The following is a 12,729-nucleotide window of genomic DNA, read 5'->3' as shown; positions in this document are numbered from 1 at the left end:
TCGCACGCTCGGCCGGCGTTTCCGCGGGCCACCCTGCAGTCCTGGCCTCCGGCACCGTGCCGGCGGCGATGCGGGGATTCTAGCCCAGCGACCGGCCGCCGGGGCAAACCCGGTCCGTGCGCATGGCATCATGGCCGCCTGCACCTCGCATTCCGGCCCGGAGGGGGCCCGGCATGACCATCAAGGGCAAGGCGACCTCGCTGGACATCGCCCACCTGGCCGGGGTTTCCCAGCCGACCGTATCGCGTGCGCTGCGCGGCAGCCCCTCCGTCAACCCGGAGACGCGCGATCGGATCCTGGCCATCGCCCGCGAGCTGAACTACAAGGTCGACAAGAACGCCTCCAACCTGCGCGCCCAGCAGTCCGGCACCCTGGCGCTGCTGTTCTTCGAGGACCCGACTCCGGACGACTCGCTGATCAACCCGTTCTTCCACTCGATGCTCGGCTCGATCACCCGCGCCTGCGCGCTGCGTGGATACGACCTGCTGGTGTCCTTCCAGCAGCTGTCGAACAACTGGCATGCCGACTTCGAGGACAGCCACAAGGCCGACGGCCTGATCCTGCTCGGCTACGGCGACTACCTGGAAGCCGAGTCCAAGCTGCAGCGGCTGGTCGCCCAGGGCACGCACTTCGTCCGCTGGGGCGCTGCCCTGCCCGGCGAACCCGGGATCTCGATCGGCTGCGACAACTTCCAGGGCGGGCATGACATCACCGCGCACCTGCTGGCCCGTGGCCGGCGCAGGATCGCCTTCCTGGGCCATGCCTCGGACCACTACCCGGAGTTCTTCGAACGCTGGCGCGGTTATGCGGCGGCACTGGCCGCGGCGGGCCTGGCCCCCGACCCCGCCCTGCAGGTCGACGCGATCACGACCGAGCAGTCCGGCCACGAGGCCGTGCGCGCGCTGCTGGCCTCGGGCGCACGCTTCGACGCGCTGTTCGCGGCCAGCGACCTGATCGCGCTCGGCGCGATGAACGGCCTGCGCGAACAAGGCCTGCACATGCCACAGGACGTGGCCGTGGCCGGCTTCGACGACATCGCCATGGCCAGCTTCGTGCAGCCGGGCCTGTCGACGGTGCAGCAGGACACCAAGCAGGCCGGCGAAGTGCTGGTGGACAGCCTGATCCGGCTGATCCAGGGCGAGGCGGTCGAAAGCCGGACCTTGCCGGTGAAGCTGGTCCTGCGCGGCTCCAGCTCCACCACCGCAGACTGACGCGCCGGCCCGTAGGGCGGGGCTTGCCCCGCTGCTCTGCGCCACGCGGGAAAGAGCAGCGGGGCAAGCCCCCCTCTACGCCACGGCGCGTCAGTCCGTCGCCATCCGTTTCGCCAGCTCGGCGCGCAGGTCCTTGCGGGTCAGCGGCTGGTCCAGGAAGAACACCCGCACGCCATGCGCCGGCACTTCGGCGCGCAGCTTGCGCCCGACGGTCACCGTCTCGCCGCTGAACCCATCGCGCCAGGTGCCCGGCTGCAGGTAGCGGGACACGGTGAACGACTGCGGCGCGTCGCCCTTGTTGAGCAGCACCAGCGCGGTCTGCGCCGTGCCGTCGTGCTGGTAGACGCGATAGAACGCGGCCCGGTCGCCGGCCAGCTCCACCGGCAGCTGCAGGCCGCGCTGCAGTGCCGGGGACTCGCGGCGCAGGGTCGCGATCCGCTTCAGCTCGCGGTGGATCGCGCTGGCCGGGGCGGCGTCGATCCGGTCCTGGCCAAAGTAGGCACGGTTGCCGCCATGCTCGGCCTGGCCGCGCATGAAGCCCGTTTCCGAACCGTAGTAGACCACCGGGATGCCGCGCGCGGTGAACAGCCAGTTGTGAGCGTCGATGAAGCCCGCGTCGGAGGCGTCGAGGCGGCGCATGTCGTGGTTGTCGTAGAAGGTCGCCAGGTCGTAGACGTTGGCGTACGGCCCATCCTCCAGCTGCAATGCGGGAACCATGCGCTCGAAGCCGGCGCCGGTGCGGCCGAACACCTCGTCCATCGCCTGCTTCATCGGGAAATCGAGCACGCTGATGCCGCCGTTCTCCGCCAGCGTGAACGGGGCGATCTTGGCCGCGTCGTAGTCGAAGGCCTCGCCGAACATGTACATGCCGGGGTGCCTGGCACGGATGCGGTCCGAGAATTCCTTCCAGAAGGACAGCGGCTGGTGGCGGATGGTGTCGATGCGCAGCGCGTCCACGCCCTGTCCGATCCACTGCAGGTAGGCGCCTACCAGGTAGTCCATCACCGCCGGGTTGCCGGCATCGAGATCGGACAGCTGGGCCAGGTCCGGCTTGTCGTTGTAGAACGCGTGCAAGGGATTGCGGGCCGGGTCGAGCCGGTCCGGCGGCAGGTTCTGGTGGTCGGCCACGAGCCTGCCGCCGGCATCGAACAGCTGGCCGAACTGCGGCTGGGCCACCGGCATGGTCCAGGCCGGCGAGCCGTGGTTGCCGACGATGTCCAGCACGGTCTTCAGGCCCTGCGCGCGCAGGCCGGCGGTCAACCCGGAAAAATCCAGGCCGGCGCTGGGCAGGTGCTCGTCCAGCCGGTAGAAGTTCACGCCCCAGTAGCCGTGGAAGCCGGTCTTGCCGCGGTCGGTCAGGAAGCCGTCGCAGGTGACCTCGTCGCCGCCGGTGAAGGCCTGGTCGGGGTTGTCGACGATCGGCGTGAGCCAGACCGCGGTGAAGCCCAGGTCGCGGATGTAGCCGGCGTTGTCGAGCAGGCCGCGGAAATCGCCGCCGAGGTAGCCGATGTTGCCGACCTGGCCGTCGCAGGGCGCCAGCGGAATATCGAAGGTCTTGTGCTCGCCGCCCTGGTCGCGCTGGTCATTGGACGGATCGCCGTTGACGAAGCGATCGGTCATCACGAAGTAGACCGCTTCCTGCGCGAACGGCTCCAGCGTGCCGTAGAACTCTTCCGCCGACGCAGGGCCGGCCAGCGCCAGGCCCAGGGTTATCGATGCCAGGACGGACGGACGGATCATGCGCGGGCCTCCTGTGCGGCCAATCGGGGGACGGCCAGCACGCACAGGCCGGCCAGTGCCAGGCTGGCCCCGCCCAGCACCAGCGCCCACAGCGGCTGGCCGCCGAACAGCGACTTGAGCAGGAAGCCGAGCAGGCTAGCGGCGACCAGCTGCGGGATGACGATGAAGAAATTGAAGATGCCCATGTACACGCCCATCTTGGTCGCCGGCACGCTGTCGGAGAGCATCGCGTAGGGCAGCGACAGGATCGAAGCCCAGGCGAAACCCACGCCGACCATCGACAGCAGCAGCCACTGCGGGTCGCGCACCAGCAGGAACGAGAGCAGGCCGGCGGCGCCCAGCCACAGGTTGACCAGGTGGGTCAGGCGCAGCCCCAGGGCGCGCACCATCCACGGGATCGCGATGGCCGCCAGGGCGGCGAACCCGTTGTAGGCGGCGAACAGGACGCCGACCCAGTTGGCGCCTTCGTTGTAGGCGGCCGAAGTCGGGTCGCTGCTGCCGAAGTGCGTGCCGGCCACCGCCGCGGTGGTGTAGATCCACATCGCGAACAACGCGAACCACGAGAAGAACTGCACGATCGCCAGCCGGCGCATGGTCCGCGGCATCGTCCGCAGGTCGCCGATGATCGCCGGCACCATGCTGCCCGGTCGCAGCACCCGCGAAACGAACAGCAGCACGCCGTAGGCGGCCGCCATGCCCGCCAGCACGTACAACATCCGGTCCCAGCCGCGGTGGGCGATCAGCGCGGCCAGCGCCAGCCCGGCCAGCAGCCAGGCGCTAGCTACTGTGGTCGGCGCCCTGGCCGCGGCATTGGGGGCAATGGGATCGGTCGCCGGCGTGTCGTCGAACGAGGCCAGCACCTCCGGCGGGTACTCGCGCGTGCGCAGCACGGTCCAGCCGATCGCGGCGAACAGCACCACGCCGCCGAAGTAGAAGGCGTAGCGAACGGTGTCGGGCACCTCGCCGGGACCGGCGGTGTTGGCGACGCCGGCCTTGGCCAGCAGCCACGGAAGCAGGCTGGCCACGATCGCGCCCACTCCGATGAAGAAGCTCTGCATCGCGTAGCCGCTGGCGCGCTGCGACGGCGGCAACTGGTCGCCGACGAAGGCGCGGAAAGGCTCCATCGAGATGTTGATCGACGCGTCCAGGATCCACAGGGTGCCGGCGGCGATCCACAGCGCCGGCGAGTTGGGCATCACGAAGAGCGCCAGCGTGGCCAGGATGGCACCGGCGAGGAAGTACGGGCGGCGCCGGCCCAGGCGGGTCCAGGTGCGGTCGGAGAAGTAGCCCACTACCGGCTGCACGAGGAGGCCGGTCAGCGGCGCGGCGATCCACAGGCCGGGCACCTGCTCCATGTCCGCGCCCAGGGTCTGGAAGATGCGGCTGACGTTGGCGTTCTGCAGGGCGAATCCGAACTGGATGCCGAGGAAGCCGAAACACATGTTCCAGATCTGCCAGAACGACAGGCGCGGTCTGCTTTCCATCAAGCGGTTCCCCCCTCCGGGAATCACGGATGCGATGTCATGCCACGCGCGGGATCACGCAACGGCGCGGCCATGGTAGAGGCGCGGCGGCGACGGCGCCCAGCCGGTGCATACGTATTCATGCCTTGGAGGGTGGCCGTGGCGCTGGCTCTGCGTGAATAGTGGACGACCGCGCGACGCGCGGCCCGCGCTGGCCGTGGGAAGAAACATGATGCCTGGGAGGGCAGGATGCGGCATCGGACACGCAACGGCGCAGGCCGTCGCGTTTCAGATCACGTCGGGCAGTTCGCACGGCGCTGGCTGGTGGCCCTGTGGCTGCCGGCGGGCGGCGTGGCCGCCGCCCCCGCCGCGCTGCCCCTGGCCGATTGCGATGCCGGCTTCCAGTCCGTCCTGGTCGCCGACCGCGATGCGCCGGTCGAAGCGCGGGGCATCTGGCTCGACCGGCGCACCCTGCGCTGGCCCGGCCCCGCTCCGGCCGGAACGGCAGTGGACAGGCCGGCCGGCGCCGGCGCTTCCACGCCGCGTTACGCCCTGTACTACGCCGACGGTGGCGGCATCCGTGCCGTCGGCGGGCGCGAAGTCGAAGGTGCCGACGGTGCGATTCCGCTGCACATCCTGGCCGACGACCGGTCGCTGCCGGACGGCGTCCGCCGGCGTTTCGCCCACCTCGCGCCCGGCCCGACGCTCACCCTGGACCTGGACGACGTCCGCCTGCGCGGCCTGCTTCGCCAGTCGCTGGTGCTCGTGCAACACGACCAGGCCGGTCGCGTGCTGCGCGCCACCGGGCTGCAGCTGCCCGGTGCGCTCGATGACCTGTACGCGGCGGCGGCCGACGAACCGGGGCTGGGCGCCCATCCCACCGCGACGGCGACGAGCTTCGCCCTGTGGGCCCCGACCGCCACGGCGGCCTCGGTATGCGTGTACGCGGACGACTCGCGGCAGGCGTGGAAGCGGGAACCGCTGCGCCTGGATCCTGCGACCGGGGTGTGGGCGGCGACGGTTCCGGCCGACCTGCGCGGCCGCTACTACACCTACCTGGTCGACGTGCACGTCCGCGGGACCGGGCTGGTCCGCAACCGGGTCACCGACCCGTACTCGGTGAGCCTGGGCACCGACTCGCGGCGCAGCTTCATCGCCGACCTGGACGATCCGGCGCTCAAGCCCGCCGGCTGGGACGCAGCCCCGCGCCCCGCGACGCTGCGCGCGCAGACGGACATGTCGATCTACGAGCTGCATGTGCGCGACTTCTCCATCGCCGATGCCACCGTGGAGCCCGCGCACCGCGGCAAGTACCTGGCCTTCACCGACGGCGGCAGCGCCGGGATGGCGCACCTGCACGCACTGGCGAAGGCCGGACTGACCGACCTGCACCTGCTGCCGGTGTACGACTTCGGCAGCGTGCCCGAAGCCGGCTGCGTCACCCCGCAGGTACCGCAGGCCGCGGCAGACAGCCCCTCGCAGCAGGCGACAGTGATGGCGCATGCGGCACAGGACTGCTTCAACTGGGGCTACGACCCGTTCCACTTCAACGCGCCGGAAGGCAGCTATGCGACCGACCCGGCCGACGGCGCCGCGCGCGTCCGCGAGTTCCGTGCGATGGTGATGGCGCTGCATGCGCTGGGCCTGCGCGTGGGCATGGACGTGGTCTACAACCACACCTTCGCCGCCGGGCAGGACGAACGCTCGGTGCTGGACCGGATCGTGCCCGGCTACTACCACCGCCTCGATGCGGACGGCCGGATCGAACGCAGCACGTGCTGCGAGAACACCGCCACCGAACACCGGATGATGGCGCGGCTGATGGTCGATTCGGCCGAACTGTGGGTGCGCCACTACCGGATCGATTCGTTCCGCTTCGACCTGATGGGCCACCAGCCGCGGGCGGCGATGGAAGCGCTGCAGCGCCGCGTCGACGCCGCGGCCGGGCGCCACGTGCAGCTGATCGGCGAAGGCTGGAACTTCGGCGAGGTCGCCGACGGCGCGCGCTTCGTCCAGGCCTCGCAGCTGTCCCTGGGCGGCAGCGGCATCGGCACGTTCTCCGACCGCGCCCGCGACGCGCTGCGCGGCGGTGGCCCGGGCGACAGCGGCGCCGACAAGGTCGCCCGCCAGGGCTACCTCAACGGCCTGGTCTACGCGCCCAACGAGCTGGCCGATCCCGCGCTCGGCCGCGCCGAGCTGCTGCGCAGCGCCGACCTGGTGCGCGTCGGCCTGGCCGGCACCCTGCGCGACTACGTGCTCACCACCGCCGACGGCAGCGCGCGCGCGCTCCACGAGATCGACTACAACGGCCAGCCGGCCGGCTATTCACATGCGCCCGGCGAAGTCGTCAACTACGTCGAGAACCACGACAACGAAACCCTGTTCGACCTCAACGCGTTCCGCCTTCCGCGCGATACCACCGCGCACGATCGCGCGCGGGTGCAGGTGCTGGGAATGGCGTTCACCGCGTTCAGCCAGGGCGTCGCCTACTTCCACGCGGGCATCGACACGCTGCGCTCCAAGTCGATGGACCGCAACAGCTTCGACTCCGGCGACTGGTTCAACCGCCTGGACTGGACCTATGGCGACAACCATTTCGGCACCGGCCTGCCGCCGGCCAGCGGCAACAAACCGAGCTGGCCCTGGATCGCACCCCGCCTGGCCGATGCGTCGATCCGGCCATCGCCCACGGACATCGCCTTCGCGCGCGACGCGCTGCGCGACCTGCTGCGGATCCGGGCTAGCTCGTCGCTGTTCCGCCTCGGCGAGGCGGCCGAGGTTTCCCGGCGCCTGACCTTCCCCAACACGGGACCGGCGCAGAATGCGCTGGTGATGGCGGGGCACCTCGAAGGCCGGGGCCTGGCCGGCGCCGGCTTCGAAGAGATCCTGTACCTGATCAACGTCTCGCCGCAGGCGCAGGTGCTCGACCTGCCCACCGAGCGCGGAAAGCGATACGCGCTGCATCCGGTGCTTCTATCCGCAGGCACGGCCGACACGCGCCCGCGCGATGAGGCCGGTTTCGATCCCGAGCGCGGCCGCTTCACCGTGCCGCCACGCACCGCCGTCGTCTACGTCCTGGAGTGAGGACCGCCATGAATTCCCTTCCTTCTTCCCTGCCCCCCTGCCGCTGGCGCGCGCTGCTGCCGGCCGTCGCGCTTGTGCTGTGCGCGCACGCCTCGGCCAAGGACCTGGCCCGCGTGGCATCGCCCGACGGTGCGCTGGTGGTGACCCTGGAGTCGCAGCACGAAGACCGCCTGGCCTACCGCCTCAAGCGCGACGGCAAGCCGGTGATCGCGCCGTCGCGGCTGGGCTTCCTGCTCGGCGACGGCCGCCTGGAGCGCAACCTGCAACTGACCGGCCAGTCCAGCCGCAGCTTCGACGAGACCTGGGAACAGCCCTGGGGCGAGCGGCGCCTGACCCGCAACCACTACAACGAGCTGCGTGCGAGCTTCGCCGAGAAGGCCTCCGGGGGCCGCAAGCAAGGCCGCCGCTTCGACGTGGTGTTCCGCGTCTACGACGACGGCCTCGGCTTCCGCTACGAATTCCCGAAGCAGGATGGCGGGAACGGCGAAGTGCGGATCCGCCAGGAACTGACCGAGTTCGCCGTCGCCCGCCCGGCCACCGCCTGGTGGATCCCCGCGTTCGAGTGGAACCGCGAGGAGTACCTGTACTCGCGCACGCCGCTGGCCGAAATCGGCGTGGCGCAGACCCCGCTCACCCTGCGCACCGACGATGGCCTGCACCTGTCGATCCATGAAGCGGCGCTGGTCGACTACGCCGGCATGAACCTGGCCAAGGGCGACGACGGCGTGCTGCGCGCCGCGTTGACCCCCGGCGGCGGCGCGCGCGGCACGGCGGTCGTGCGCGCCATGCCCTTCGCCACGCCGTGGCGCACGATCCAGGTCGGCGCGCGCGCCGCCGACCTGGCCGAATCCAGCCTCATCCTCAACCTCAACGAGCCCAACCGCCTGGGCGACGTCAGCTGGTTCACCCCCGCCAAGTACGTGGGGGTGTGGTGGTCGCTGCACCTGGAGCAGGAAACCTGGGGCACCGGCCCGAAACACGGCGCGACCACCGCCAACACGAAGCGATACATCGACTTCGCCGCCGCCAACGGCTTCCGCGGCGTGCTGGTGGAGGGCTGGAACCCGGGATGGGACGGCGACTGGTTCGCCAACGGCTGGGGCTTCGACTTCACCCGCCCCACCGCGGACTTCGACCTGGAGGGCCTGGCGGAATACGCCGCCGGCAAGGGCGTGCACCTGATCGGCCATCACGAAACCGCTTGCGCGGTGAGCCATTACGAGCGCCAGTTGCCCGCCGCGCTCGACCTGTACGCACGCAACGGCGTGGACGTGGTCAAGACCGGTTATGTCTGCGATGCCGGCGACATCCAGCGCCAGGACCAGGCCGGCGGACCGGTCTCGCGCGAATGGCACGAAGGCCAGTGGATGAGCAACCACCACCTGCGCGTGGTCGAGCAGGCGGCGCAGCGCCACATCGCGATCAATGCGCACGAACCGATCAAGGACACCGGCCTGCGCCGGACCTATCCGAACTGGGTGTCGCGCGAAGGCGCCCGCGGGATGGAGTTCAACGCCTGGGGCAACCCGCCCAACCCGCCGGAGCATGAGGCGACCCTGGCCTTTACCCGCATGTTGGCCGGGCCGATGGACTACACGCCCGGCATCGTCAGCCTCAAGGGCCGTGGCGGGCAGCAGATCCCGAGCACGCTGGCCAAGCAGCTGGCGCTGTATGTCGTGCTCTACAGCCCGATCCAGATGGCCGCCGACCTGCCCGAGCATTACGCCGAGCATCCGGACGCGCTGCAGTTCATCCGCGACGTCGCGGTGGACTGGGAGGAGAGCCAAGTGCTCAACGGCGAGGTCGGCGAGTATGTGACCTTCGCCCGCAAGGCGCGCGGGACCGAGGAGTGGTTCCTCGGCAGCGCCGGTGGCGAGCAGGCGCACGACCTCCGGGTCGAGCTCACCTTCCTCGATCCGGCGCGCCGCTATCGCGCCGAGATCTACCGCGACGGCGATCGCGCGCATTGGAAGACCGCGCCTTTCGACTTCGTCCGCGAAACCCGCGAGGTGACAAGCACCGACACCTTGCCCGTGCACCTGGCCGCTGGTGGAGGCCAGGCGATCCGCTTCGTCCCGATGGACTCGCCAGTTCGTTGAACCAGGATGCCGGCTCGCGACGCGCGCCGGCATCGCAATGACGCAAAGCAACATGCGCTACGCATGCCGCGGGGCGCTTCTTCGCGCACGCGCCACTGCCCTCGTCCGGCGAATAACGCAATGAATACGTATGCAGGCACCTTCCCGGCGCACCACGCGCCACTACCATAGCCTCGCACCGTAACGCCGCCATCCGCGCGCTTCGCGACAACAACAAACGGCACCGGCCGCACACCAACAACCCGAGATTTTCCGACATTACCTGGGAGGGGAAAATGTTGAACCTGCAGCGCAACCTGCTGAGCGTCGCGCTCGCGTCGGCGATCACGCTGACCGTCAGCGGCGTCCATGCACAGACCGTCGACAGCGACGAACAGAACACGCAAGCCGAGGCGACCGAGCTCGATACGATCGTCGTCACTGGCATCCGCGCCGGCATCGAGGGCGCGATCTCGACCAAGCGCGACGCCACCTCGATCGTCGAGGCGATCTCGGCCGAAGACATCGGCAAGCTGCCCGACGTAAGCATCGCCGAATCCATCGCGCGCCTGCCCGGCCTGGCCGCCCAGCGCGTGGCCGGCCGCGCCCAGGTGATCAGCGTCCGCGGCCTTTCCCCGGACTTCTCCACCACGCTGCTCAACGGCCGCGAGATGGTCAGCACCGGCGACAACCGCAGCGTCGAGTTCGACCAGTACCCGTCCGAGCTGGTCAACGGCGTCACCGTCTACAAGACCCCCGATGCGGCGCTGATCGGCCAGGGCCTGTCGGGCACCATCGACATGCAGACCATCCGCCCGCTGGCCTACGACGGCTCGGCGGTGATGGTCGGCGGCCGCTACAGCCGCAACTCGCTGGACTCCGCAGCCAATTCGGATGCCGACGGCCATCGCCTCAATGCCACCTACATCGGCAAGTTCGCCGACGACACCTTCGGCATCGCGATCGGCTACTCGCACATCAACGGCGCGATCCAGGAGAACCAGGTCGGCTGGTACGAGCCGTGGGAGGCGGTGGGCGACGGCTGGCGTCCGGGCGTGGACGCAGGCACGTACTACTCGAACGGTGTCAAGGCGCTGCGCCGTACCGGCTACGCCGAACGCGATGGCCTGATGGCCACCCTGCAGTTCCGTCCCTCCAACGCCTGGACCAGCACGCTGGACCTGTTCTATACCAAGGCCGAGCAGGAAGACACCGCCAACCAGTTCGAAGTCAACCTCAGCGGCTGGAATGGCGGCTACAGCCCGGGCCTGTTGCTGACGGACGTGACCACCAACGGCAACGGAACCTTCACCGGCGGCACGGCGAACAACGTCTATCCGCTGGTGCGCGGCATGTACAACAAGCGCGAAGACGAGATCAACGCGTTCGGCTGGCTCAACGAGTTCAACGTCGGCCAGGTCGCGGTCGTGGCGGACGTCGGTTACTCCAAGGCCACCCGTGACGAGCTCAACCTGGAAAACAACCTGCAGCTGTACCCGATGCCGCAACTGGACTCGGTGGACCTGGTGGTTAGAGGATCCGGCTTCTCGCAGCTGGCACCGGGACTGGATTACTCCAACCCGGCCGCGCTATACCTCAACAACACCATCTACGGCTCCGGCTACGGCAAGGTGCCCAGCGTCGAGGACGAGCTGAAGACCTTCAGGCTGGTCGGCACCATCCCGGCCGGCGGCTGGCTCTCGGGCGTCGACGTCGGCCTGAACTACGCCGACCGCCAGAAGGACAAGACCCAGCCGGAAGGCAACATCAACCTCGGCGCACAGGGCCCGATCGCCATCGGCGAGGACCTGCAGTACGGCCTGGTCAACCTCGGCTTCGCCGGCGTCGGCTACATCCCGTCCTGGAACGTGCCGGCCGCCGTGGCGCGCTACATGGACTTCCAGCCGGTCGACAACCTGTCGTACCTGATCCCCAAGGCGTGGACGGTCAACGAGGAGATCACCACCGGCTTCGTCCAGGCCGACATCGACACCGAGTGGGGCGGCGTGCCCGTCACCGGCAACGTCGGCGTGCAGGTCCAGCGCGTGGACCAGTCCTCCGACGCCAACTTCTGGGACGCCACCCAGCCGGCCGGCCAGGAGATCAGCCCGATCACCCTGGGCAAGACCTACACCGACGTGCTGCCGAGCATGAACCTGGCCTTCGCCTTCGAGCACGAGCAGATGCTGCGCGTGGCCCTGGCCAAGCAGACCGCGCGCCCGCGCGTGGACCAGATGCGCGCCTCGCTGGAGTTCGGCGTCAACACCGCCACCGGCCGCCCGGGCGGTTCCGGCGGCAACCCCGAGCTGGAGCCGTGGCGCGCCAATGCGTTCGACATCTCCTACGAGAAGTACTTCGGCACCAAGGCCTACGTGGCCGCCGCGTACTTCTACAAGGACCTGGAGAACTACATCTACACCCAGACCCGCGACGACTACGACTTCTCCGACCTGCTGGCCGACTACGTGCCGCCGCCGGGCACGATGCCGCCGGACAGCATCGGCGACTTCACCCAGCCGATGAACGGCGAGGGCGGCTCGCTGCAGGGCCTGGAGCTGACCGCGTCGATCCCGTTCGAGCTGTTCAGCACCGCGCTGACCGGTTTCGGCGTGGTCGCCAGCGCCAGCTTCTTCGACAGCAGCATCGAGATCCTGGATCCGGAAAGCGCGTCCAGCGTGGGCAGCGATCCGATCGCCCTGCCGGGCCTGTCGGACCGCGTCTACAACTGGACCCTGTACTACGAGCGCAACGGCTTCGAGGCCCGCATCAACCAGCGCCGTCGCTCGGACTTCATCGGCGAGATCGGCAACTTCAACGGCAACCGTTCGCTGCGCTACGTGGTCGGCGAGAACATCACCGACGCGCAGGTCAGCTACTCGTTCGGCAGCGGCAGCCTGGCCGGCATGACCCTGCTGCTGCAGGCCAGCAACCTGACCAACGAGGCCTACCAGACCTACGCCGGCAGCAAGGACCGTCCGCTCGAGTACATCGAGTGGGGCCGCACCATCACCTTCGGCGTGAACTACCGCTTCTGATGTCCCTCCCGCCCCGCCACGCCCGTGGCGGGGTTTCCGCCGCGCCACCACCCCGGTGGTGGCGCGGTGGCACTTTTCCGCATGCTCGGCCCGCCTGGAGCGCGGCCCGCTGGCCAGA

The 12,729-nt window shown here is 69.5% G+C and carries 6 protein-coding genes; 4 read left to right on the top strand and 2 right to left on the bottom strand.

From position 1 onward, the window contains the following. Nucleotides 1-173: 173 nt before the first annotated feature. Complete coding sequence (locus tag ABKA19_RS13635; RefSeq protein WP_353689357.1) at nucleotides 174-1,211, top strand: LacI family DNA-binding transcriptional regulator; 1,038 nt, start codon at nucleotides 174-176, stop codon at nucleotides 1,209-1,211. A gap of 90 nt (nucleotides 1,212-1,301) precedes the next feature. On the opposite strand, the gene ABKA19_RS13630 is transcribed toward ABKA19_RS13635, so the two are convergent. Continuing rightward, nucleotides 1,302-2,951, bottom strand: a complete 1,650-nt coding sequence (locus ABKA19_RS13630; RefSeq protein WP_353689356.1) for an alpha-amylase family glycosyl hydrolase — start codon at nucleotides 2,949-2,951, stop codon at nucleotides 1,302-1,304. Continuing rightward, on the bottom strand, nucleotides 2,948-4,435 hold the full coding sequence (locus tag ABKA19_RS13625; RefSeq protein ID WP_353689355.1) for an MFS transporter: 1,488 nt from the start codon (nucleotides 4,433-4,435) through the stop codon (nucleotides 2,948-2,950). The genes ABKA19_RS13630 and ABKA19_RS13625 overlap by 4 nt, the downstream gene beginning before the upstream one ends. A gap of 303 nt (nucleotides 4,436-4,738) precedes the next feature. On the opposite strand from ABKA19_RS13625, the gene ABKA19_RS13620 reads away from it, so the two are divergent. The 3 genes from ABKA19_RS13620 to ABKA19_RS13610 all read left to right on the top strand — a co-directional run bounded on the left by ABKA19_RS13620 (nucleotide 4,739) and on the right by ABKA19_RS13610 (nucleotide 12,611). After that, on the top strand, nucleotides 4,739-7,498 hold the full coding sequence (locus ABKA19_RS13620; protein ID WP_353689354.1) for an alpha-1,6-glucosidase domain-containing protein: 2,760 nt from the start codon (nucleotides 4,739-4,741) through the stop codon (nucleotides 7,496-7,498). An 8-nt stretch (nucleotides 7,499-7,506) separates the two neighbouring features. Continuing rightward, complete coding sequence (locus tag ABKA19_RS13615) at nucleotides 7,507-9,597, top strand: glycoside hydrolase family 97 protein (RefSeq protein WP_353689353.1); 2,091 nt, start codon at nucleotides 7,507-7,509, stop codon at nucleotides 9,595-9,597. Nucleotides 9,598-9,872: 275 nt separating this feature from the next. Then, nucleotides 9,873-12,611: a TonB-dependent receptor gene (locus ABKA19_RS13610; RefSeq protein WP_353689352.1), complete on the top strand. Its 2,739-nt coding sequence runs from the start codon at nucleotides 9,873-9,875 to the stop codon at nucleotides 12,609-12,611. The last annotated feature ends 118 nt before the right edge of the window (nucleotides 12,612-12,729 follow it).

This window comes from Pseudoxanthomonas sp. Soil82 (assembly GCF_040446535.1).
Lineage (GTDB): Bacteria > Pseudomonadota > Gammaproteobacteria > Xanthomonadales > Xanthomonadaceae > Pseudoxanthomonas > Pseudoxanthomonas kaohsiungensis.
Note: the sequence above shows the minus strand (reverse complement) of the source record. Positions and strands in the feature narration are given on the sequence as shown.